Source organism: Devosia marina, assembly GCF_009758415.1.
Lineage (GTDB): Bacteria > Pseudomonadota > Alphaproteobacteria > Rhizobiales > Devosiaceae > Devosia > Devosia marina.
Genome location: NZ_WQRF01000001.1, coordinates 1,020,853 through 1,045,172 on the forward strand (window position 1 = coordinate 1,020,853; position 24,320 = coordinate 1,045,172).

20 protein-coding genes and 1 tRNA gene are annotated in these 24,320 nt (G+C 59.6%); 2 read left to right on the plus strand and 19 right to left on the minus strand.

From position 1 onward, the window contains the following. Positions 1-14: 14 nt before the first annotated feature. From GO014_RS04855 to rpsL, 8 genes are all read right to left on the minus strand, one after another. Complete coding sequence (locus GO014_RS04855) at positions 15-308, minus strand: 50S ribosomal protein L23 (protein ID WP_104894175.1); 294 nt, start codon at positions 306-308, stop codon at positions 15-17. Beyond that, entirely contained in the window at positions 305-925 is a 621-nt protein-coding gene (rplD, locus tag GO014_RS04860; protein ID WP_116588565.1) for a 50S ribosomal protein L4, read from the minus strand. The genes GO014_RS04855 and rplD overlap by 4 nt, the downstream gene beginning before the upstream one ends. Next, positions 926-1,621, minus strand: coding sequence for a 50S ribosomal protein L3 (gene rplC, locus GO014_RS04865; RefSeq protein ID WP_116588564.1), 696 nt, complete (start codon positions 1,619-1,621; stop codon positions 926-928). It lies immediately after the preceding gene. Positions 1,622-1,702: 81 nt separating this feature from the next. After that, on the minus strand, positions 1,703-2,011 hold the full coding sequence (gene rpsJ / locus GO014_RS04870; RefSeq protein WP_035080820.1) for a 30S ribosomal protein S10: 309 nt from the start codon (positions 2,009-2,011) through the stop codon (positions 1,703-1,705). Positions 2,012-2,079: 68 nt separating this feature from the next. Beyond that, on the minus strand, positions 2,080-3,270 hold the full coding sequence (gene tuf / locus GO014_RS04875) for an elongation factor Tu (protein ID WP_104894172.1): 1,191 nt from the start codon (positions 3,268-3,270) through the stop codon (positions 2,080-2,082). A gap of 68 nt (positions 3,271-3,338) precedes the next feature. Continuing rightward, a complete protein-coding gene (fusA, locus tag GO014_RS04880) occupies positions 3,339-5,429 on the minus strand; it encodes an elongation factor G (RefSeq protein ID WP_157289312.1) in 2,091 nt (696 codons plus the stop codon). A gap of 12 nt (positions 5,430-5,441) precedes the next feature. Further along, positions 5,442-5,912, minus strand: a complete 471-nt coding sequence (gene rpsG, locus GO014_RS04885; RefSeq protein WP_104894170.1) for a 30S ribosomal protein S7 — start codon at positions 5,910-5,912, stop codon at positions 5,442-5,444. A 14-nt stretch (positions 5,913-5,926) separates the two neighbouring features. After that, positions 5,927-6,298 carry a 30S ribosomal protein S12 gene (gene rpsL, locus GO014_RS04890; RefSeq protein ID WP_035080811.1) on the minus strand — a complete coding sequence of 124 codons (372 nt, stop codon included), beginning with the start codon at positions 6,296-6,298 and terminating at the stop codon, positions 5,927-5,929. A gap of 537 nt (positions 6,299-6,835) precedes the next feature. Between rpsL and GO014_RS04895 the strand changes: the two genes are divergently transcribed. Further along, entirely contained in the window at positions 6,836-7,930 is a 1,095-nt protein-coding gene (locus tag GO014_RS04895) for an NAD(P)-binding domain-containing protein (RefSeq protein ID WP_157289313.1), read from the plus strand. Between the two features lie 54 nt (positions 7,931-7,984). Here GO014_RS04895 and rpoC read toward each other — a convergent pair whose 3' ends face one another. The 8 genes from rpoC to secE all read right to left on the minus strand — a co-directional run bounded on the left by rpoC (position 7,985) and on the right by secE (position 20,022). Beyond that, on the minus strand, positions 7,985-12,169 hold the full coding sequence (gene rpoC / locus GO014_RS04900; RefSeq protein ID WP_157289314.1) for a DNA-directed RNA polymerase subunit beta': 4,185 nt from the start codon (positions 12,167-12,169) through the stop codon (positions 7,985-7,987). A 79-nt stretch (positions 12,170-12,248) separates the two neighbouring features. Next, complete coding sequence (rpoB, locus tag GO014_RS04905; RefSeq protein ID WP_157289315.1) at positions 12,249-16,388, minus strand: DNA-directed RNA polymerase subunit beta; 4,140 nt, start codon at positions 16,386-16,388, stop codon at positions 12,249-12,251. A gap of 372 nt (positions 16,389-16,760) precedes the next feature. Continuing rightward, positions 16,761-17,135, minus strand: coding sequence for a 50S ribosomal protein L7/L12 (rplL, locus tag GO014_RS04910; protein ID WP_104894166.1), 375 nt, complete (start codon positions 17,133-17,135; stop codon positions 16,761-16,763). A 57-nt stretch (positions 17,136-17,192) separates the two neighbouring features. Beyond that, positions 17,193-17,711, minus strand: coding sequence for a 50S ribosomal protein L10 (rplJ, locus tag GO014_RS04915; protein WP_116588559.1), 519 nt, complete (start codon positions 17,709-17,711; stop codon positions 17,193-17,195). A gap of 303 nt (positions 17,712-18,014) precedes the next feature. Further along, positions 18,015-18,707 carry a 50S ribosomal protein L1 gene (gene rplA / locus GO014_RS04920; protein WP_104894164.1) on the minus strand — a complete coding sequence of 231 codons (693 nt, stop codon included), beginning with the start codon at positions 18,705-18,707 and terminating at the stop codon, positions 18,015-18,017. A 5-nt stretch (positions 18,708-18,712) separates the two neighbouring features. Then, positions 18,713-19,141 (minus strand): 50S ribosomal protein L11, encoded by a 429-nt coding sequence (gene rplK, locus GO014_RS04925; RefSeq protein WP_104894163.1) that lies wholly within the window; start codon positions 19,139-19,141, stop codon positions 18,713-18,715. Between the two features lie 114 nt (positions 19,142-19,255). Continuing rightward, on the minus strand, positions 19,256-19,786 hold the full coding sequence (gene nusG / locus GO014_RS04930) for a transcription termination/antitermination protein NusG (RefSeq protein WP_104894162.1): 531 nt from the start codon (positions 19,784-19,786) through the stop codon (positions 19,256-19,258). Positions 19,787-19,827: 41 nt separating this feature from the next. After that, entirely contained in the window at positions 19,828-20,022 is a 195-nt protein-coding gene (secE, locus tag GO014_RS04935; RefSeq protein WP_116588557.1) for a preprotein translocase subunit SecE, read from the minus strand. A 255-nt stretch (positions 20,023-20,277) separates the two neighbouring features. Between secE and GO014_RS04940 the strand changes: the two genes are divergently transcribed. Then, a complete protein-coding gene (locus tag GO014_RS04940) occupies positions 20,278-20,544 on the plus strand; it encodes a hypothetical protein (protein ID WP_157289316.1) in 267 nt (88 codons plus the stop codon). A 577-nt stretch (positions 20,545-21,121) separates the two neighbouring features. Here the strand turns inward: GO014_RS04940 and GO014_RS04945 are convergent. The 3 genes from GO014_RS04945 to GO014_RS04955 form a co-directional block, all read right to left on the minus strand. Then, positions 21,122-21,197 (minus strand) — tRNA-Trp (locus GO014_RS04945). 327 nt (positions 21,198-21,524) lie between these two features. Next, positions 21,525-21,839 carry a GMC family oxidoreductase gene (locus tag GO014_RS04950; RefSeq protein ID WP_179952889.1) on the minus strand — a complete coding sequence of 105 codons (315 nt, stop codon included), beginning with the start codon at positions 21,837-21,839 and terminating at the stop codon, positions 21,525-21,527. A gap of 846 nt (positions 21,840-22,685) precedes the next feature. Then, positions 22,686-24,125: an IS1182 family transposase gene (locus tag GO014_RS04955; protein ID WP_157289318.1), complete on the minus strand. Its 1,440-nt coding sequence runs from the start codon at positions 24,123-24,125 to the stop codon at positions 22,686-22,688. Positions 24,126-24,320 lie beyond the last annotated feature (195 nt).

A 24,320-nucleotide genomic window follows, 5' to 3' on the forward strand; every position in this document is an offset into this window, starting at 1 on the left:
CTGTCTCTTATCCCTTATAGGCCGGTCGAAATATCGATCGACTGGCCATCGACCAGGGTTACGACGGCCTTCTTGACGTCGTTGCGAACACCAACCTTGCCACGGAAGCGCTTCACCTTGCCCTTACGGACCAGGGTGTTCACTGCCTTGACCTTGACCGAGAAGAGCTGCTCGACAGCGGCCTTGATCTCGGTCTTGCTGGCATCAATCGCCACGTCGAAAACGACCTGGTTGTATTCCGAAGCCATCGTCGACTTTTCAGTCACGACGGGGTTACGGACGATGTCGTATGCGGCAAGCTTGTTCATGCGAACCTCGCTTCGAGCGCTTCCAGCGCTGCCTTGGTCAAGACGAGCTTGTCGCGCTTCAGGATCGAAACAACGTTGATCCCCTGGATCGGCAGCACGTCGATATTCGGGATGTTGCGGGCGGCCAGAGCGAAGTTCTGGTCGACATTCGCGCCATCGATGATCAGGGCGTTTGCCCATTCCAGCTTGCCGAAAGTGGTGCGCAGGGCCGCCGTCTTGGCTTCCTTCTGAGCAACGCTGTCGATCACGATCAGCGAACCGGCCTTGGCCTTGGACGACAGAGCGTGCTTGAGCGCCAGAGCACGGACCTTCTTGGGAAGATCGATAGCATGGCTGCGCGGGGTCGGACCGAAAGCACGGCCACCACCACGGAACTGCGGAGCCTTGCGGTCGCCGTGACGGGCGCCACCCGAACCCTTCTGCTTCACGAACTTCTTGCCCGTGCGCACGCCTTCCGACCGGTTCTTCACGTCATGCGTGCCGGACATGGCTTTGAGCTGCTGGTAGCGCACCATGCGGTGCAGGATGTCGGGACGGACTTCGAGGCCGAACACAGCGTCCGCGACCTCGACCTTACCGGCCGACTTGCCTTCGAGAGTGGTTACCTGGAGTTCCATTTACTTAGCATCTCCCGAAGCTGCAGCCTCGAACGAGCCAGGGAAGGCAGCGTTCGCGGGAGCCGGCTTCTTGACGGCGTCCTTGATCATAATCCAGGCACCCTTGGAGCCTGGCACCGAACCCTGGATCATGATCAGGCCACGCTCCACGTCGGTCTTGACGACCTTGACGTTCTGCGTGGTGATGCGACGATCGCCCATATGGCCCGGCATCTTCTTGTTCTTGAAGGTCTTGCCCGGGTCCTGACGGCCACCGGTCGAACCGATCGAGCGGTGCGACACGGACACACCGTGCGAGGCACGCAGGCCACCGAAGTTCCAGCGCTTCATACCGCCGGCAAAGCCCTTACCGATGGAGGTGCCGGTCACGTCAACCAGCTGGCCTTCGGAAAAGTGGTCAGCCTTCAGGGTCGCGCCAACCTCGATCAGGTTGTCGGCGTCAACGCGGAACTCGGCGACATGGCGCTTGGGTTCCACCTTGGCAACGGCATACTGGCCGCGCTCAGCCTTGGAGACATTCTTGGGCTTGGCCTGGCCAGCACCCAGTTGCAGGGCGACATAGCCGTCCTTTTCGACGGTCCGCTGGCCTACCACCTGGCAGTTCTGCAAACCCAACACCGTCACGGGGACGTGGTTACCGTCCTCGGTGAAGATGCGGGTCATGCCCAGCTTCTGTGCGATCAATCCAGAACGCATCGGTTTTTACCTTCTTGTTGGCGCTCTGCCGGGTCATGTTTTCAGAGGACCCATTTAGCGGCAGGCGCGGAAACTCTTGTTTTAGAGCTTGATTTCGACGTCGACACCGGCGGCGAGATCGAGCTTCATCAATGCATCGACCGTCTGGGGAGTCGGGTCCACAATGTCCAGGAGACGTTTGTGGGTCCGGATCTCGAACTGCTCACGCGCCTTCTTATCGATATGGGGCGAGCGGTTCACGGTGAACTTGTCGATGCGGGTCGGCAGCGGGATCGGACCGCGAACCTGTGCACCCGTGCGCTTGGCGGTATTGACGATTTCGCGGGTCGAGGTGTCGAGCACGCGGTGGTCAAACGCCTTGAGGCGGATGCGGATATTCTGACCGTTCATCTTCACAATCCTGACATAAAAGGTTCGCGGCGCGCGAGTCTCGCGCGCCGCGACTGTCTCAAAGAGGCTTACTTCAGGATCTTCGCGACGACGCCGGCGCCGACGGTGCGGCCACCTTCACGGATAGCGAAGCGGAGCTTCTCTTCCATGGCGATCGGAACGATGAGCTGAACATTCATGTTGATGTTGTCGCCCGGCATCACCATTTCGGTGCCTTCCGGCAGCGTCACGATGCCGGTCACGTCGGTGGTGCGGAAGTAGAACTGCGGACGGTAGTTGCCGAAGAACGGAGTGTGACGGCCGCCTTCTTCCTTGGTGAGGATATAGGCCTCAGCAACGAAGTCGGTGTGCGGGGTCACGGAACCGGGCTTGCAGAGCACCTGGCCACGTTCCACCTGGGTGCGGTCAACACCGCGGATCAGGGCGCCGATGTTGTCGCCAGCTTCACCCGAGTCGAGCAGCTTGCGGAACATTTCCACACCGGTAACGGTGGTCTTCTGGGTGGCCTTGATGCCGACGATTTCGACTTCTTCACCAACCTTGACGATGCCGCGTTCAACGCGACCGGTCACCACGGTACCACGACCCGAGATCGAGAACACGTCTTCGATCGGCATCAGGAACGGCTGGTCAACCGGACGCTCCGGCTGCGGGATGTAGGAGTCGACGGCAGCCATCAGCTCGAGAACGGCGTCGTGGCCAAGCTTCGGATCCGAGTTTTCCAGAGCAGCAAGAGCCGAGCCCTTGATGATCGGAATATCGTCGCCGGGGAACTCGTACGAGCTCAGGAGTTCGCGCACTTCGAGCTCAACGAGCTCGAGCAGTTCCGGATCGTCGACCATGTCGCACTTGTTCAGGAACACGACCAGAGCCGGAACGCCAACCTGACGGGCGAGCAGGATGTGCTCACGGGTCTGGGGCATCGGGCCGTCAGCAGCGGACACGACCAGGATTGCGCCGTCCATCTGGGCGGCACCGGTGATCATGTTCTTCACATAGTCGGCGTGGCCCGGGCAATCGACGTGAGCATAGTGACGATTCTGCGTCTCGTACTCGACGTGTGCGGTGTTGATGGTGATACCGCGTGCCTTCTCTTCTGGCGCAGCATCAATCTGCGAGTAATCCCGGAAGGTCGCACCGCCGGTTTCAGCCAGGACCTTGGTGATCGCTGCGGTCAGCGAGGTCTTGCCATGGTCAACGTGACCGATGGTGCCGATGTTGCAGTGCGGCTTGTTGCGGGAGAACTTTTCCTTCGCCATCGCTTTTCTCCAAATTCGTCAGCGCAATCGCCGACATTCAGTTGAGTTTTTAGTAGCTTGCGCTGTTTTTAGGCGTATTTGGCCTGGACTTCGTCGGCGACTGCCTGCGGGACCTGCTCGTAGTGATCGAAAACCATCGAATACTGAGCACGGCCCTGGCTCATGGACCGGAGCGAATTCACGTAACCAAACATGTTGGCAAGCGGCACAAATGCATTCACGACCTGGATCACACCACGGCTTTCAGTGCCCTGGATCTGCCCACGACGGGAATTCAAATCACCGATGACGTCGCCCATGTACTCATCTGGCGTCGTAACTTCAACCTTCATGATCGGCTCGAGAATCTTCGGACCGGCTTCACGCATTGCTTCACGGAAACCCGCGCGCGCTGCGATTTCGAATGCCAGCACCGAGGAGTCCACATCGTGGTATGCACCGTCGGTCAGCGTGACCTTGATGTCCACGACCGGGAAGCCGATCAGCGGGCCTGCGCCCATGACCGATTCCAGGCCCTTCTGAACGCCCGGGACGTATTCCCTCGGCACTGCGCCACCAACGATGGCGTTGACGAATTCAAGACCCTTGCCAACTTCACCCGGCTCGACCTCGAGCTTGATACGGGCGAACTGACCCGAACCACCCGACTGCTTCTTGTGGGTGTAGTCCTTGATGGTCTTCTTCGTGATGGTCTCACGATAGGCAACCTGCGGCTGGCCGATATTGGCCTCGACCTTGAACTCGCGCTTCATGCGATCCACGAGAATGTCGAGGTGCAGCTCGCCCATGCCCGAGATGATGGTCTGGCCCGATTCCTCGTCGGTCTTGACGCGGAAGGTCGGATCCTCGGCAGCCAGGCGGTTGAGCGCCAGGCCCATCTTTTCCTGGTCGGCCTTCGACTTCGGCTCAACCGAAATGTCGATAACCGGATCCGGGAAGATCATGCGCTCCAGGATAACCTGCGAGCTCGACGGGCAGAGGGTATCACCAGTGGTGGTGTCCTTCAGGCCCACGATGGCAACGATGTCGCCAGCGAAAGCTTCGCTGATCTGCTCGCGGCTGTTCGAGTGCATCTGGAACATGCGGCCAACGCGCTCGCGCTTGCCTTTCACGGTGTTTTCCAGTTGGGCACCCTGCTCGAGCTTGCCCGAGTAGATACGGCAGAAGGTCAGCGAGCCCATGTGCGGGTCGTTGGCAATCTTGAAGGCCAGCATCGAAAGCGGCTCGCTGTCGTCTGCGTGACGCTCGATCGGCTCTTCGGTCTTGGCATCGATGCCCTTGATGGCCGGAACGTCGGTCGGGGCCGGCAGGAAGTCGATAACGCCGTCGAGCAGAGGCTGAACACCCTTGTTCTTGAAGGCGGAGCCAGCAAAGATCAGGAAGAACTTCGTGTCGCAGACGCCCTGGCGCAGCAGACGACGAATGGTGTCGTTGCTCGGCATTTCGCCTTCGAGATAGGCTTCCATCGCAGCATCGTCGAGTTCGACGGCGGCTTCGATCATGGCTTCGCGGTACTTCTCGGCCTTTTCCTTGAGGTCGGCCGGGATTTCCACGATATCCCACTGCGCGCCAAGCTCTTCATTGCGCCAGACCAGAGCGTTCATCTCGATCAGATCGACGACGCCCTTGAAGTCATTCTCGGCACCGATCGGGAGCTGTACCGGAACGCCCTTGGCGCCCAGACGCGTACCGACCATGTCGACGCAGCGGTAGAAGTCAGCACCGATCTTGTCCATCTTGTTGACGAAGATCAGACGCGGCACGTGATACTTGTCGGCCTGGCGCCAGACGGTTTCGGTCTGGGGCTCAACACCGGCATTGGCATCGAGCAGCGCAACGGCACCGTCGAGCACGCGCAGCGAACGTTCAACTTCAATGGTGAAGTCCACGTGGCCCGGAGTGTCGATGATGTTGAAGCGGTGCATGGTGCCATTACGATCCTTCCAGAAGGTCGTGGTGGCAGCAGACGTGATGGTGATACCGCGTTCCTGCTCCTGCTCCATCCAGTCCATGGTCGCGGCGCCGTCATGGACTTCGCCGATCTTATGGGACTTGCCGGTGTAGTAGAGGATGCGTTCGGTCGTCGTCGTCTTGCCAGCATCGATGTGCGCCATGATGCCGAAGTTACGATACAGATTAATCGGGTATTCGCGTGCCATGGGGCGCTCCTACTACCAGCGGTAGTGCGAGAATGCACGGTTGGCATCAGCCATACGGTGCGTGTCTTCGCGCTTCTTGACGGCCTGGCCGCGACCGTTCATCGCGTCCATGAGCTCACCGGACAGACGCTCGCGCATGGTGTTCTCACCGCGCTTGCGAGCGCTATCGATCAGCCAGCGAATGGCCAGGGCCTGCTGACGATCGGTACGGACTTCAACCGGAACCTGGTAGGTTGCACCACCAACGCGGCGCGACCGTACTTCGACGGCCGGACGGATATTGTCCAGGGCGCCGTGGAACACGGTGATCGGATCCTGCTTGGTCTTGGCTTCGACGATATCGAAAGCGCCATAGACAATGGATTCGGCTGCAGACTTCTTGCCGTCCTTCATGAGCGAATTCATGAACTTGGAAACGACCAGATCGCCGAACTTGGGATCAGGAATAACTTCACGCTTTTCGGCGCGGTGACGACGGGACATCGCTCAATATCTCCTTACTTCGGACGCTTCGCGCCATACTTGGACCGGCGCTGCTTGCGGTCCTTCACGCTCTGCGTGTCCAGGACACCGCGGAGCACGTGATAGCGAACGCCCGGCAGATCGCGCACGCGACCGCCGCGGATGAGCACCACGGAGTGCTCCTGCAGATTGTGACCTTCGCCCGGGATGTACGAAATCACTTCGCGCTGATTGGTCAGGCGAACCTTGGCAACCTTGCGCAGAGCCGAGTTCGGCTTCTTAGGGGTCGTGGTGTACACACGGGAGCAAACACCGCGCTTCTGCGGATTGGCTTCCATGGCCGGAACTTTGTTCCGCTTTGGCTTGCTGGCGCGTGGCTTGCGGATCAGCTGATTAATGGTGGGCATTGCGCTCTTTCCATCGTCCAAAATTCGAAGCCCATCACGCGTGAAAGGCTCCAGTACTAAATTCACGCCCCTTGGGACGCGCAGTGCGGTCTACACAAGCAAACCAAAGCGGCGCATGCCCGAAACCGTGAAGGATTCGGCAGCGCCCCAATTGCAGCGGACCACCCGCCTTTCGGCAGCAGTCATGCGCACAAGGATTTGCTTCGTCTAACTACCCGACAGTGTGTTTGATTGCCCTGGATTCCCGCTCAAGATGGCAGGGACCCGGTGTGGCAACCACGACCGACCGCTAAGGTAGGCGCTGTTTAGAACCGAAGACTCGCCCCGTCAAGGATTCTTTCGTGAAAAAACCGAAGGTGAGCCTTGCGTTTCAGGCAGATTGGCCCTTTTCGCATGCAACAGGAACTGGACGGATTGCCGAAAAATGGTTCGGCTGACGACTCGAGTCCCGCTCCGCGCCGCCGCGAACGCGATCCCCCTGCCCTTGCGCGTGATCCTTGCCTTGCTTAGATCAGATGCCACCCGACGGAGCGCCCTTTGAGCGAACAGACCCTGCTTGCCGCCCTGAAACTGGATATCGTGGTGATCGGCGCCGGGCAAGCTGGGCTCAGCGCCGCGCACCATCTGCGCAAGCTCGGGTTCGAGCCGGAGAAGGATTTCCTGGTTCTCGACCGGGCCCCGCAACCGGGAGGCGCCTGGCAGTACCGTTGGCCCTCACTCACCCTGAGCACAGTCAATCGCGTCCACGACCTTCCCGGTCTTGCTTTCGGGGAATTTGCAGGCGGAGACGATACGGTCAAGGCCTCGGTTGCGGTACCGCATTACTTCGCCGCCTATGAGACCCATTTCGATCTTCGGGTTCTGCGCCCAGCGACAGTGAAGGTGGTGTGTGATCGTGGCGAGCGGCTACGCGTCGAATCTGACCGCGGGTTGCTTTCCGCGCGCGGGATCATCAATGCCACCGGCACCTGGGAGAACCCCTATGTTCCAGAGTATCCTGGCGCTGACACCTTCAAGGGACAGACTCTTCACACCAAGGACTTCCGGACGGCCAGCGACTTTGCCGGGCGCCATGTCCTGATTGTAGGCGGGGGCATCTCCGCCATCCAACTGCTCGACCAGATCTCACAAGTGACCCGGACCAGCTGGGTGACACGCACAACCCCGCGCTGGCGCGACGGCCCCTTCGATGAAGATGCCGGACGCAAGGCCGTGGCGATGGTCGAGGAGCGTGTGCGCGCCGGCCTGCCACCGCGCGCCGTAGTCTCGGTCACCGGGCTACCGGTTACCCCCGCGATCGCGGCCATGCGCAAGCGCGGTGTGCTTGATCGCCAGCCGATGTTTTCCGAGATCACGCCGACCGGCGTTCGTTGGCCCGACGGACGCACATTGGATGTCGATGTAATCTTGTGGTGCACCGGGTTCCGCAGCGCCCTTGACCATTTGGCCCCGTTGCAATTGCGCGAAGAGAGTGGCGGCATCACCATGACCGGGCGCCTTGCTACCCAGGCAGCCAAGGATCCGCGCGTGCATCTGGTCGGTTATGGCCCTTCCGCCTCGACCATCGGAGCGAACCGGGCCGGCGCGGCAGCCGCCCGCGAACTCACCAGCTTCCTGAACCTGGTCAAATAGCCAAAAAGAAAGGGGCCCGAAGGCCCCTTCCTCAATTCTTGCATCGTGGATCCGTTACTCGGCAGCAGGTGCCGCAATCTGCACGGTCTCGGCCTGGCGGCGACGTTCTTCCAGGATGAGATCGTCGCGCTTGGCTGCGATCTGCTTGGCCTTGGACTGACCGGCACCGGTACCCGCCGGGATCAGGCGGCCGACGATGACGTTCTCCTTGAGGCCTTCGAGCAGGTCGGCCTTGCCGGACACGGCAGCTTCCGTGAGAACGCGTGTGGTCTCCTGGAACGAGGCAGCCGAGATGAACGAACGCGTCTGCAGCGAGGCCTTGGTGATACCCAGCAACACGGGGTTCGCCGTAGCCGGCTTCTTGCCTTCGGCAACCAGCGCATCGTTGAGCTCGTCGAAGTCCAACTTGTCGAGCTGCTCATCCTTGAGCAGGCCGGACTCACCAGGCTCCACGATCTCCACTTTCTGCAGCATCTGGCGAACGATCACCTCGATGTGCTTGTCGTTGATCAGCACGCCCTGCAGGCGATAGACCTCCTGGATCTCGTTGACGAGATAGCGTGCCAGCTCTTCGACGCCCTTGATCGCAAGGATGTCATGCGGAGCCGGATTGCCGTCCAGGATGTATTCGCCCTTCTCGATGGTATCGCCTTCCTGCAGATGGAACGGCTTGCCCTTCGGGATCAGGTATTCAACCGGATCAGCACCTTCCTCGGTCGGCTCGATGACCACGCGACGCTTGTTCTTGTAGTCGCGGCCGAAGCGGATGGTACCATCGATCTCTGCGATGATGGCGTGATCCTTCGGACGGCGGGCTTCGAACAGCTCGGCCACACGCGGCAGACCGCCGGTGATGTCCTTGGTCTTGGCGCTTTCCAGCGGAATACGGGCCAGAACGTCACCCGGTGCAACCTTCTCGCCCGGTTCAACGGCAATAACCGCATCAACCGAAAGCAGGTAGCGGGCCTCGCCGCCACGATCCACCTTGGCAATCGCACCGCCACGGGCAATGGCGAGCGCAGGCTTGAGGCCTTCGCCACGCTGATTGCCGCGCCAGTCGATGACCACGCGCTTGGTGAAGCCGGTCGCCTCATCGGTGTTTTCTGCCACCGAAGCGCCATCCACCAGGTCCTCGAACACCACTTCACCCTCGACTTCGGCGAGGATCGGACGGGTGTATGGATCCCATTCGGCCAGACGCTGACCACGGCGAACGGTGTCGCCTTCCTTGATCAGCAGCTTGGAACCGTAGGTCACCTTGTGCGTAGTGCGCTCCTTGCCGTCAGCGTCAACGATCGCCAGCGACACATTACGGGCCATCACGACCTGCTTGCCACCTTCGACGGTTGCCAGGTTCGGATTGCGCACTTCGATCTTGCCCTCGGCACCAGCCTCGAGGAAGGACGAGTCCACCACCTGTGCGGTACCACCAATGTGGAAGGTACGCATCGTGAGCTGGGTACCGGGTTCACCGATTGACTGCGCAGCGATAACGCCGACAGCTTCACCGATATTGACCGGAGTACCGCGTGCAAGGTCACGACCGTAACAGGCCGCGCAGCAACCCTGACGCATATCGCAGGTCAGCGGCGAACGAATGCGGACCGACTGGATACGGGCCTCTTCGATCACGTCGACATGCTTCTCTTCGAGCAGAGTGCCCTTCGGCGCAATCAGATCGCCCGAAATCGGGTGGAACACATCGTCGGCTGTCGTGCGACCCAGGATGCGCTGACCCAGAGAGGCCACAACCTGACCGGCGTCCACGATCGGCTCCATGGTCAGGCCACGCTCGGTGCCGCAGTCTTCAGACACGATGATCGCGTCCTGTGCCACGTCCACCAGACGACGGGTCAGGTAACCCGAGTTCGCGGTCTTCAGAGCGGTATCGGCCAGACCCTTACGGGCACCGTGGGTGGAGTTGAAGTACTCCAGCACGTTCAGGCCTTCCTTGAAGTTCGCGGTAATCGGCGTTTCGATGATTGAGCCGTCCGGCTTGGCCATCAGGCCGCGCATACCAGCAAGCTGCTTCATCTGCGCCGGCGAACCACGAGCACCCGAGTGGCTCATCATGTAAACCGAGTTGATCGGCTTCTGACGCTTGGTTTCCTCATCGATCTGGACGGTACGGATCGCGTCCATCATCTCTTCGGCAACCTTGTCACCACACTTGGCCCAGGCGTCCACGACCTTGTTGTACTTTTCGCCCTGAGTGATCAGGCCGTCATTGTACTGCTGCTCGAACTCTTCGACCTGCTTACGCGTCTCTTCCACGATCGTGTATTTGGACGCAGGGATAACCATGTCGTCCTTGCCGAACGAGATGCCGGCGTCACAGGCGTTCTTGAAGCCGAGCTGCATGACGCGGTCACAGAAAATGACCGTCTCCTTCTGACCGCAACCGCGATACACGGTGTCGATCATCTTGGAGATCATCTTCTTGGTCATCAGCTGGTTGGCCGTCGCGAACGGCACCGCCGGATTGATCGGCAGGATCTGGCCGATCAGCATGCGACCCGGGGTCGTTTCCACGATCTCAGTGGTCTGCTTGCCCTCAGCATCCCAAGCCGGCACGCGGGCCTTGATCTTAGAGTGCAGAGTCACGACCTGGTTGTCGAGCGCGTGTTCCAGTTCCGCATAGGAACCGAAGGCCATACCCTCACCCGGCTCATTGTCGTTCATCAGCGAGAGATAATAGAGACCAAGCACGATGTCCTGCGAGGGCACAATGATCGGCTGACCATTGGCGGGGTGCAGGATGTTGTTGGTCGACATCATCAGCACGCGCGCTTCAAGCTGGGCTTCCAGCGAGAGCGGAACGTGCACGGCCATCTGGTCTCCGTCGAAGTCGGCGTTGAAGGCCGAGCAGACGAGCGGGTGCAGACGAATGGCCTTGCCTTCGATCAGTATGGGCTCGAAAGCCTGGATGCCGAGACGGTGCAGGGTCGGCGCACGGTTGAGCAGAACCGGATGCTCGCGGATCACCTCATCCAGGATATCCCAGACTTCCGGCTTTTCCTTTTCCACCAGCTTCTTGGCCTGCTTCACCGTCGAAGAGAAGCCCTTGGCTTCCAGGCGCGAATAGATGAACGGCTTAAACAGCTCGAGCGCCATCTTCTTGGGAAGACCGCACTGATGCAGCTTAAGGTTCGGGCCCACGGTGATTACCGAACGGCCGGAATAGTCAACGCGCTTGCCGAGCAGGTTCTGGCGGAACCGGCCCTGCTTGCCCTTGAGCATGTCGGACAGCGACTTCAGCGGACGCTTGTTTGCACCGGTGATGGTGCGGCCGCGGCGGCCATTGTCGAATAGCGCGTCAACCGCTTCCTGCAGCATGCGCTTTTCGTTGCGGATGATGATATCCGGGGCACGCAGCTCAATCAGGCGTTTGAGGCGATTGTTACGGTTGATGACGCGACGATAGAGGTCGTTCAGATCCGAGGTGGCGAAACGGCCACCATCCAGCGGCACCAGCGGGCGCAGCTCAGGCGGAATGACCGGAATGACGGTCATGATCATCCATTCGGGCTTGTTGCCCGAAACGATGAACTGTTCGACGATCTTGAGCCGCTTGGCCAGCTTCTTGGGCTTGAGTTCGGTGGTTGCCTCGGCAATTTCCACGCGAAGGTCAGCCGCAATCTTTTCCAGATCGAGACCGAGCAGGATTTCGCGGATCGCTTCGGCACCGATCTTGGCGGTGAAGCTGTCAGCGCCGTATTCGTCCTGTGCATCCAGGAACTGCTCTTCGGAGAGCAACTCGTTCTGCGTGAACGGGGTCAGGCCCGGATCGAGAACGACATAGTTCTCAAAGTAGAGAATGCGTTCGATATCCTTCAGCGTCATGTCGAGCAGCAGCGCGATGCGGCTCGGCAGGGACTTGAGGAACCAGATGTGAGCGACCGGAGCGGCCAGCTCGATATGGCCCATGCGCTCGCGGCGCACGCGGCTCAGGGTGACTTCCACACCGCACTTTTCGCAGATGACGCCCTTGAACTTCATGCGCTTGTACTTGCCGCAAAGGCACTCATAGTCCTTCACGGGGCCAAAGATACGGGCGCAGAACAGGCCGTCACGCTCAGGCTTGAACGTACGATAGTTGATGGTCTCTGGCTTTTTGATTTCGCCATAGGACCAGGACAGGATCTTTTCGGGGCTCGCGATCGAGATCTTCATCTGATCGAAAGTCTGCACGGGGACGGCCGGGTTGAACGGGTCCATGACGTGGGAATGATGGTTCATCATTTCTCTCCTCTATCCTCCCGGACCGCAGCCAGGCTGCCGGTCCGGTCGGAAGGTGAATGGGGTTGGAAGTGCCGGATTATTCCGCCGCTTCCTGAGGAGGTGCGAGCTCCGGACCAGACTGTTCGGGCTCCTCGTCCTCGCGCATGTCGAGCTCGACATTGAGACCGAGAGACCGGATTTCCTTGACCAGAACGTTGAAGCTCTCCGGGATACCCGCTTCGAAGGTGTCGTCGCCGCGCACGATGGCCTCGTAGACCTTCGTACGACCCGCCACGTCGTCCGACTTGATGGTGAGCATTTCCTGCAGCGTATAGGCAGCGCCATACGCTTCGAGAGCCCACACTTCCATCTCGCCGAAGCGCTGGCCACCGAACTGTGCCTTGCCGCCCAGCGGCTGCTGGGTAACCAGCGAATAAGGACCGATGGACCGAGCGTGGATCTTGTTGTCCACCAGGTGGTCGAGCTTGAGCATGTAGATGTAGCCCACCGTCACCTGACGGTCGAACTGCTCGCCGGTACGGCCGTCAAACACGGTCGACTGGCCCGAGGCCTTGAGACCTGCCTGTTCCAGCATTTCGACGATGTCGGCTTCCTTGGCACCATCAAACACCGGGGTCGCGATCGGCACGCCCTTCGAGAGATGTTCACCCAGGCGAACCAGGCTGTCGTCATCCAGATCGTTCAGCGTGTCGTCATTGGCGAACAGCGTCTTGATCTCGGAACGCAGCGGGGTCAGGTCACCCCTGGCATGATACGCGCGGACCATCTCGTCGATCTTGCGGCCCATGCCGGCACAGGCCCAACCCAGATGGGTTTCCAGGATCTGGCCAACATTCATGCGCGACGGCACGCCGAGCGGGTTGAGCACGATGTCCACCGAGGTGCCGTCTTCAAGATACGGCATGTCTTCGACAGGCACGATGCGGGAAACCACACCCTTGTTACCATGACGGCCGGCCATCTTGTCGCCCGGCTGGATCTTGCGCTTGGTGGCGATGAAGACCTTGACCATCTTCATCACACCCGGCGGAAGTTCGTCACCGCGCTGCAGCTTGTCCACCTTGTCGATGAAGCGCTGCTCGAGCAGACGGCGGCTCTCTTCATACTGAGCATGAAGAGCTTCCATCTCGGTCATGACCTTGTCGTCTTCGACGGCAAACTGCCACCACTTGGAACGCGGCTGACCTTCAAAGATCGAGTCATTGAGCTTGGTGCCCACGACATAGCCCTTCGGACCTGCCGTTGCGGCCTTGCCGAACAGCATTTCCTTGAGACGCGCATAGACGTTGCGGTCCAGGATCGACTGTTCGTCGTCACGGTCCTTGGCGAGGCGCTCGATTTCCTCGCGCTCGATGGCCATGGCACGCTCGTCCTTGTCGATGCCATGACGGTTGAAGACACGGACTTCCACGACGGTACCGGCATCGCCCGGGGGCACGCGCAGCGAGGTGTCGCGAACGTCAGAGGCCTTCTCACCGAAGATGGCGCGCAGGAGCTTTTCTTCCGGCGTCATCGGCGATTCACCCTTGGGGGTGATCTTGCCAACGAGGATGTCGCCCGGCTGCACTTCGGCACCAATATGCACAATACCGGCTTCGTCCAGGTTCTTCAGCGCTTCTTCCGAGACGTTGGGAATATCGCGGGTGATTTCTTCCGGACCAAGCTTGGTGTCGCGAGCCATCACTTCATATTCCTCGATATGGATCGAGGTGAAGACGTCCTGCATGGCGATCTTTTCGCTCAGGAGGATGGAGTCTTCGAAGTTGTAGCCATTCCAGGGCATGAACGCGACGAGGACGTTGCGGCCCAGGGCCAGATCGCCCAGTTCGGTCGAAGGACCGTCGGCAATGATGTCGCCAGCATTGATATGGTCGCCCACCACGACCAGCGGACGCTGGTTGATCGAGGTCGACTGGTTCGAGCGCTGGAACTTCATCAGGTTGTAGATATCGACGCCCGACTTCGACGCATCGGTTTCGGCCGTTGCGCGAATAACGATACGGGTCGCATCCACCTGGTCCACGATACCGGTCCGCTTGGCCACGATCGCAGCGCCCGAGTCACGGGCCACGACGGGCTCCATGCCGGTACCCACGAAGGGGGCCTCGGCACGCAGCAGCGGCACAGCCTGCTTCTGCATGTTCGAGCCCATCAGGGCGCGGTTGGCGTCGTCGTTCTCAAGGAACGGGATCAGCGAAGCGGCAACCGACACCATCTGCTTGGGCGAAACGTCCATCAGATCGACGTTTTCCTTGGGCGTCAGGCCGTTGTCGCCAGCATGGCGCGCCACAACCAGATCGTCCTTCAGGGTCCCGTCAGCATTGAACTGCACATTTGCCTGAGCGACATAGTGCTTCGCCTCTTCCATGGCGGAAAGGTAAACCACTTCGTTGGTCAGCTTGCCGTCGACAATCTTGCGGTACGGGGTTTCGATGAAGCCGTACTTGTTGACGCGCGCATAGGTCGCCAGATTGTTGATCAGACCGATATTGGGGCCTTCCGGCGTCTCAATCGGGCAGATACGGCCATAGTGGGTCGGATGCACGTCGCGCACTTCGAAACCGGCACGTTCGCGGGTCAGACCGCCCGGCCCAAGCGCAGACAGACGACGCTTGTGCGCCACTTCCGAAAGCGGGTTGGTCTGGTCCATGAACTGGCTAAGCTGCGAGGAACCAAAAAATTCACGCACAGCGGCAGCGGCCGGCTTGGCGTTGATCAGGTCCTGCGGCATGACAGTGTCGATCTCGACCGAGCTCATGCGCTCCTTGATGGCACGTTCCATGCGGAGCAGGCCAAGGCGATAGGAGTTTTCCATGAGTTCGCCGACCGAGCGAACGCGGCGGTTACCCAGATTGTCGATGTCGTCGATTTCGCCGCGGCCATCGCGCAGGTCGACCAGCGTGCGGACGACTTCCACGATATCTTCCTTGCGCAGGGTCCGCATGGTGTCGGGCGCATCGAGCTCAAGACGCATGTTCATCTTGACGCGGCCAACGGCTGACAGGTCATAGCGCTCGCTGTCGAAGAACAGCGACTGGAACATGGCTTCGGCGGTTTCAACGGTGGGCGGCTCGCCCGGGCGCATGACACGATAGATGTCGAACAGCGCGTCTTCGCGGCTCTCGTTTTTGTCGATCGCCAGCGTGTTGCGAAGATAGGCACCGATCGAGATGTGATCGATATCCAGGATCGGTAGCTCGTCGAAGCCCTTTTCAACCAGTCCGGTCAGCAGCTTCTCGTCGAGCTCGTCGCCCGCTTCGGCATAGATCTCACCGGTCTGCAGGTTGACCATATCCTCGGCGACATACATGCCGTAGAGGTCTTCATCGACCGCCAGCAGGTGCGTTAGGCCATTCTCGGCAAGCTTCTTGGCCTGGCGGGCCGAGAGCTTCTTGCCACCTTCATGTACAACGTCACCGGTCTTGGCGTCGATCAGGTCGTGGGTCGGCTTGGCGCCCTTCCACTTCTCGGCGTCGTAAGGAACGCGCCAGCCCTTCTCGGTTTTCTCGTAGTTCAGCTTGTTGTAATAGGTGTCGAGGATTTCCTCGGCATCCATGCCAAGCGCCTTGAGCAGCGAGGTGACCGGAATCTTGCGGCGACGGTCGATACGCGCATAGACGATATCCTTGGCGTCGAATTCGATATCGAGCCAGGACCCGCGATAGGGAATGATGCGGCCAGCGAACAGCAGCTTGCCCGAGGAGTGGGTCTTTCCCTTGTCGTGGTCGAAGAACACGCCGGGCGAACGGTGCATCTGCGAAACGATGACGCGCTCCGTGCCGTTGACCACGAAAGTGCCATTGGGCGTCATGAAGGGCATGTCGCCCATATAGACGTCCTGCTCCTTGATGTCCTTGACCGAACGGGCGCCGGTTTCCTCGTCCACCTCGAACACGATCAGCCGCAGGGTCACCTTGAGCGGGGCAGCGAAAGTCATATCGCGCGCACGGCACTCGTCGATGTCGTACTTGGGCTGCTCGAATTCGTAGCGCACGAACTCGAGTGATGCGGTGTTGGAGAAGTCAGTGATCGGAAAGACCGACCGGAACACGGACTGCAACCCCTCTTCAGGCCGGCCACCCTTGGGCTCGGCAACCTGAAGAAACTGATCATAGGAAGCCTTCTGGACTTCGATCAGATTGGGCAGCTCCGTGACTTCGCGGATGGAGCCGAAGGACTTGCGAACCTTGCGGCGGCCGTTGAACGTGGTAGCCATGAAAGCTCCTACTTTAAAGCGCTTGTCTCGGAGGCAGATATCCAAAGACCCGACTATCCGCCGTCGGCGCTCGGGATATATGCCTGGTTAGTCAATTCATCGGGTCTTGGTGGATGGCAAAGAATCCGGCTCACAACCCCATGAGCCAGTTCACAGACACGTGATCAGCGACTAAAGCCCCGCACGAGGGACAGCCCACGGCGAGGTCAACAGAGGCTTCAATCTGCCCGCGACATCCAAATTCGTCATATATTTCCGTAAATTGGGGCCTGGACCCATCCAATCGGCCCAAAGCGAATCGTTCCGTCAGAAACGGAACAGCGAAATGGCACATAAAGCGCCATTTCGCAAATTTCAAGGCAAAAGTCGAAATTACTTGAGTTCGACCTTGGCGCCAGCAGCTTCCAGCTTCTTCTGGATGTCTTCGGCTTCAGCCTTCGACACGCCTTCCTTGACGGCCTTCGGAGCACCTTCAACCAGGGCCTTGGCTTCGCCCAGGCCGAGGCCGGTGATGCCACGGACTTCCTTGATGACGTTGATCTTGTTGTCGCCAAAGGCGGCAAGGATAACGTCAAATTCGGTCTTTTCTTCAGCAGCAGCGGCCGGAGCAGCACCACCAGCGGCGGCGACAGCAACCGGAGCGGCGGCGGAAACGCCCCACTTTTCTTCAAGCATCTTGGACAGCTCGGAAGCTTCCAGAACGGTCAGGGCCGAGAGATCATCAACGAGTTTGGCGAGATCAGCCATTTTACACTCTTTTCAGTTTGAGTTCGGGTTCGAATGTTGAGGTAGTTTGGAACGGCCTTACGCCGCTTCGCTCTTTTCGGCGTGAGCCTTGAGAACGCGGGCAATGCCCGCGCCTGGCTGCACGAGAATGGAAGCGATGTTCGTTGCCGGCTGCTTGACAAGACCTGCGAGCTTGGCACGCAGTTCGTCCAGCGACGGCATGGTTGCCAGCGCCTTGACGCCATCGGCGTCCAGAGCGGTCGTACCCATGGCACCACCGAGAATGACGAACTTCTGGTTCTTCTCGGCGAAGGCCGCTGCGATCTTGGGTGCAGCGACAGGATCTTCCGCATAGGCGATGACGGTCGGGCCGGTAAACAGGCCCGAGATATCCGCGACATCGATTTCCTTAAGAGCGAGCTTGGCAAGGCGGTTCTTTGCGACCTTGACCTTGCCGCCAGCCTTCTTGACCTGCACGCGCAGGTCAGTGAACGCAGCGACGGTCAGGCCGGTATTGTGCGCGACGACGATCGATCCAGCACCCGCAAGGGATTCCTGGAGCGAGGCGACGACTTCACGCTTTTCCGCTCTTTCCAAAGCTAGTCTCCACAAATAAGCCCCAGGGCGTTTGCCAAGGGACCATTGCCAATTGCTGCCCCCTGCCGTGTGAGCCGGGGAACAACGGTTAGTGCCTGCCAACCGAGTGCCCGCTTGGGGCAACTGGCTTAGGTTCGAACCACAACCTCTGGGCCATTCGGCCCGGAATTGGGTCTCACCCCGTCTATTGCTGGCTCCAGAACTGGAATTAACGGCATGACGCCGGCCGGCAGTCTCGGACAGGACTTAACGCAGCCCCCGAAGGGACGGCGAAACCGGGCGGCGAACCGCCCGGAATTCGGATTAGACGGCCGTATTCGGCTCGACATGGACGCCCGGGCCCATGGTGGAGCTCACGGACACCCGCTTGACATAGGTACCCTTGGCCCCAGCCGGCTTGGACTTCTGCACGGCGTCGGTGAACGCCTTGATGTTCTGCAGCAGTGCATCCTCGGAGAACGACACCTTACCGATACCAGCGTGAATGATACCGGCCTTTTCGACGCGGTATTCCACGGCGCCGCCCTTGGCAGCGCCTACGGCGCCCTTGACGTCCATGGTCACGGTGCCGACCTTGGGGTTCGGCATCAGGTTGCGCGGGCCCAGGATCTTACCCAGACGGCCAACCAGCGGCATCATGTCCGGGGTGGCGATGCAGCGATCGAAATCGATCTTGCCCGACTGGATGGTCTCGAGCAGGTCTTCAGCGCCGACAATGTCAGCACCGGCAGCGGTGGCTTCGTCGGCCTTGGCGCCACGGGCGAATACGGCGACGCGGACAGTCTTGCCGGTGCCATTGGGCAGGCTCACGACACCACGAACCATCTGGTCGGCGTGACGCGGGTCAACACCGAGGTTCATCGCGATCTCGACGGTCTCGTCAAACTTGGCCGAAGCCTTCGACTTCACCATCTTGATGGCATCTTCGAGCGAGTACAGCTTGTTGCGATCGATGCCTTCACGGGCAGCGGCGACCTTCTTTGCGATCTTTGCCATCTCTATCAGCCCTCGACCTGGATGCCCATCGACCGGGCGGAACCGGCGATCATGCTCATTGCGGTTTCAACGTCGTCCGCGTTGAGGTCCTTCATCTTCTTCTCGGCGATGTCACGAAGCTGGGCTTCGGTGATGGTGCCGACGCTTTCCTTGCCCGGGAGCTTGGAGCCGGACTTCAGGTTCATCGCCTTCTTGATGAAGTAGGTGACCGGCGGCTGCTTCATCTCAAAGGTGAAGCTCTTGTCGGCATAAGCGGTGATGATGGTCGGAATCGGCGAGCCCTTTTCGAGCTCCTGCGTGGCCGCATTGAAGGCCTTGCAGAATTCCATGATGTTCAGACCGCGCTGACCCAGCGCCGGACCGATCGGGGGTGACGGAGTGGCAGAGCCAGCCGGCACCTGGAGCTTGATATAGCCCGTAATCTTCTTAGCCATTTTCTATCCTTCTCATGCGCCCCGAAGGGCAGTTGAAGCCGTGGTGCGGTTTCCTGACGCCGGCTAAGCGCCATCCCCTTCCACGGATTTTGCCGGGCGAACCCGACAGTCTGGTCAGACCTTTTCGACCTGACCGTATTCGAGCTCCACAGGTGTGGGGCGACCGAAAATCGAGACCTCGACCTTGAGGCGGGAGCGCTCCTCGTCCACCTCTTCGACGATGCCGTTGAAGCTGGCGAATGGACCATCCGAAACACGAACGTTCTCGCCCACCTCGAAACTGACGGATGGCTTGGGATGATCCACGCCTTCCTGCACCTGCTGCAGGATCGACATGGCCTCGCTCTCCGAAATCGGCATCGGCTTGTTGTCCGAACCGAGGAAACCGGTGACCTTGGGCGTGTTCTTGATCAGATGGAACGCCTCATCGGTCATGTCCATCTTCACCAGCACATAGCCCGGGAAGAACTTGCGCTCCGTATCGACCTTGCGGCCACGACGAATCTCCACGACCTTTTCGGTCGGCACGATCACGTCTTCAAACAGGTGCTCAAGCTTCTTTTGCGCAACCTTGAGACGGATATCCTCCGCCACCTTGCGCTCGAAGTTCGAATACGCCTGAACGATGTACCAGCGCTTGGCCATAAAGGGTCGCCGCTCCCAATAACTTTTCTAAATGAACCGACTTAGCGGATCGACAGCATCAAGGACACGAACCAGGAAATGACCTGGTCCGCCGCGAGGAAGAACAGGCTGGCCAGGATGACCAGCACCAGAACCATAATCGTGGAAATCACGATCTCGCTCCGGCCCGGCCAGGTGACCTTGCTGACTTCCGAGCGAACCTGCTGGAGAAACTGGACTGGGTTCGTGCGGGCCATGGGCAAATCTACTTCGTATCTTGGTGCAAAACCAAAGGCCGCGCAGGAATCCCGCACGGCTAGAGCGGGCTATCTAGAGGCTTTGCCAGAGGAATGCAACAGGCTTGGCAGTCGAATTGCCGCTCCGAACCCTGCCCATTTCCGATCACATGTAAAGCATAAGTGCAAAAGCGGGGCGAATCCCTCTTGCGCCCCCGCAATGCATGTCGTTGGATAGATTGTGCCCGGAATGTGGCAAAGCTCGTGGAGGGAGCAATGTCGTTCGAGGTCCTTGCCTGCCAATTGATGCATTTTGGTCCCCATGCAACCATTTCAGGTCGCATCACTGGGGTCGTGCGCGTGCGGATTCGCGAACAGTTCCAAGGCAATGTCACCGAGTATGGACTTGATCTCCCCGTGCGGGCCGATTGCGGCAAGGTTCCGCATGAAAAAGTGCGCACCGCTTTGCTCACCCACGCGGCTCACCAGCTTAACAAGCTCAAGGCCAGGCACAGCGACCCTCTGCCCGTAGCAGCCGAATAATCCGTAACGATCCGGCTGCGCTTCGTGGCAGCATCTCCTGTCGCCCGGAACCGGCAACCAGAACGCGAGCAGCCCGGAAACCTTTTAGGCATTCGCACGTTCTTGGAATTGCAGGACTTGCCTCCTGCGACCTCCAACGTCAGTCCCCGGATCCCATGCACTCCCTACCCCTGCCGGGGACTGGCTTTTTAATTACATGCCTTCTGGTTCGGTCAGGCGAATGCCCCAATTGCAAGCATCCGGCAAACGTCGGAAGTCGCAGGCGCTCGGAGCGTGAACACAAGCGTCCTCAATCCGTTAGTCGGCTGATTCATCACCACCAACACGGCGTCAAACAAGCAATGATCATGCTTGGAGGGCGTGAGAGACGCATGCAGAAAAAGTCATCCGCATAGTCTCGCGGATCCGCTCACACGAGCCCAGCCCAATCGTGTGGCTCGCAGGCACTATCTCAGTGATGTCGAGAAAAAGCAGACCGCAGACAACATTGCAGCCATCGACCAACCACCTGCACCGGGCTGTCACCCGCCTCAAGAGTCAATCGGCTACCTGAAACTCCAAGCCATGCAGAAAGGCCTGGCAGGGGCTGGGGGACTCGAACCCACGACCCTCGGTTTTGGAGACCGATGCTCTACCAACTGAGCTAAACCCCTTCAGGCGACGCCGTATCTAATGGCAAAGCGCGGCGGACGCAAGAGCCCAATCGCCTATTGGACTATCGATTGGATCCGTACACTTAGGCAAAAGTGACTCAGCCAATCCGACTGTCGCGTGTGAGGCGTCGTCCATCGGGTTTTTAGCAGGTTTGCCTTTGAGCGCGTCGAGGACGCCGCTAGGTCGCCGCTTTCGAGACACCGTCGTCGAAAGGAACGGGCATGAATAAGCACAAGCGCCTTTGTTCGCCACCGCGAGGACTGGCTTGCACCAGCTACCCGAATTCGTCCCGCGAAGTAGGATGCGTTTGTGCCGTCTGTGGAAAATTAGGCTGCCACGTTTGACGGACTATTTTGCTTGGCCGGTCTCCGGCACGCACGCTCGGTCTGCGCCATTATCGTCAGCGTAATTCCAGACACGCCGCCGCTCGCAAAGGCGCTGGCATCAGTGACCCAGACATTGGGCTGGCTGCCCGCGCCGGTCCAGCCGCCCTTGACTGGCGGTTTAGATGTGAATCGAGGCTCGCTGGCATCCATCAGCGAAAAGTCGGTTTGTTCCTGCGCTGGATCGCCCTGGCCGAACTGCAGTACCAAACAATAATACCCTAACTTGGCTGACGCCGAGCTGATCGGTTCGATCACATTCGACGCGACATCAGCCGGCCTGATCAAGACGTATGCTCAGGGCATTTAGACCAGGGCGGACGAGGACCGCCTTAGGCTCGATCCACTCAGACCGATTTTGTAACGTCCGACCGCCTGATGTTCGCAGGGCTGTAGATATGGCGTTGAGCCCACCGTTTGTGAAGTTCGAATCGCGCTCTCGTGGCACCGCCGGTGGCACCTCAGGGCTCCGACGCAGATTTCAAAGAAATGAAAAACGTAAATCATCAAATATTTCAATGATTTGCGCAAAATTTTTAAGGTGAATTTTTGGAGCGGGTAGCGGGAATCCACCCAGAAAGCAATGTCCATAATAATCAATCCGTTAGTCAGACCTTCAGGTGCGATTCGGACAATTTGTAGGGCAACTTGTAGGGCTAATTGTAGGGCACATTGACATTCCCGTAGGGAACGTCTGGACACCACCACAGCCGTAAAACCAGCTCTTGAATACAGTGTGCGGCGCCCCGACCAGTTTTAACCTGATGTTGCGGCGCCAACCGATCGTTCGCAGCTTCACGCATCATAAACTTCACCCCAGCGTTAGGCGGGAGGATAGGCCGCTCCTTCGTCTTAGCCTGAACTGCGCGATCGTCGTCAGAGCAGAGGGGCCCGACGCCTGAATTAGGCGATCCTCAATCAAGCCATGACGACCAATGCCTTACCAGTACCTCACCGCGCGCACCCTCCCGCGCAGCGGGTTAGTCTACGGCCCCTACTCCGCCCTTCCGTCAAGCTTGGCTAATGACCACAATGGGGCCGAGGCTGTGTGAGAACTCCGCGCGGCTGGTGGCTCAGCTTGTTTTGCGGCGTCATCGGCTCCCTTCATCCTGCTATCGCCTTGAGCGTGGCGGTAACGCCGGCAACGGCGATGGCGCGCTTGATGTTGTAAGCCAGGATTGTCAGGCTGGTTTCGGTGGCCACGTTCTTGAGGCCGCGCGTCCGGAAGTGGGTGGCGCCCATCCAGCCCTTGATGGTGCCAAAGACGTGTTCGACCGTGCAGCGGCGGATGGCCATCGCTTCAGGCATCACTTCGAACCTGCGCTCCATCTCATCGAGCACAGCCTCATGCTCCCATCGCCGGATGCGCTTCTCCTTACCAGCCGTGCATAGAGGACGCGATGCGCAATCACCGCAGGCTTTCTGGTTGTAGTAGACGCTGATGAGCTTGCCCGCCTCAACAGTGGAATGGTGCTTCTGGAGATGTTGGCCGGCCGGGCAGCGATAGGTGTTCGTCTCTGGTTCATAAACGAACATTGCCTTGCCCCAATAGCCACGCGCCTGAGCGGGTGACGTATCGGGCTTGGGCACCATCGGGACGATGCCAGCTTGGGCGCAGGAGCGAATTTGCTCGCCCTCATAATATCCGCGATCGGCAAGGGCAATCATCTGGGGCCCACCAACCTCGGTCTGCGCGGCCTTGGCCATCTCCAGCAAGTGTGAGCGATCATGACCGCGGTTCGTCACCTCATTGGCAACGACGATATGATGCTTGGTATCGACCGCAGCCTGGACGTTGTAGCCGACCACACCGCGATGGTCGCTCCCGGTTGCCATGGCACGAGCATCGGGATCGGTGAGCGAGATCTGCCCGTCGGGCGCAGCTTCCAACTGCCGGCCAATCTCCTCAAGTTCCCCGAGGCGCCCACGCAGCGCCGTCAATCGCTCGGTCAGACGGTCGATGCGCGGCGTAGCTGGGCCAATCTCGGCGCTGTCGGCTTCTTCGAGCTCGGCCAGATAGCGCGCGATGCTCTCTTCCACATGAGCTTTGCGGCGCGCCAGCTTGCCCTTGGTGTAGTTCTTCTCGTGCGTGTTTACGGCGCGCAGCCTGGACCCATCAATCGCGACCATGCTGCCGCCAACAAGTCCAAGCGCGCGACAGATGGCAACGAAGCGCTGACACGCGATCTGGATCGCCCCAGGGTTGTCATGGCGGAAGTCGGCGATGGTCTTGAAGTCGGGGACCAGCTTGCCGGTCAACCACATCACCTCGATGTTGCGGCCCGCTTCGCGCTCCAACTTCCGGCTCGAGGTCAGTTGATGCAGATAGCCGTAGACGTAGAGCTTGAGCATGGTGCCCGGCGCATATCCGGGTCTGCCGGTTGCGGCAGGCTGCACACGGGCAAAGCCGAGATCGGTTAAATCCAGCTCATCGACAAAAGCATCGATCACGCGAACCGCGTTGTCGGGGGAAACATAGTCTTCAAGACGCGCTGGCAGAAAACTCGCCTGGTCACGGTCTGCACCTTCAACGAAACGTCCCATATGGCACCTCCGAAGCAGTGCCAAATCATAACATATTCAGGGGTTTTCACACAGCCTCGGGCCGCTAGCGGTCTGTCGGCTCTTGGTCATGGTTGTTGGATTTCGGACCTGACAGAACTCACTGCAGAGCGCGAATCCTAACCCATCCTGCGACAATGAGCAGTCCTGCTCACTGCGCATCCACAAGTTCCCAAC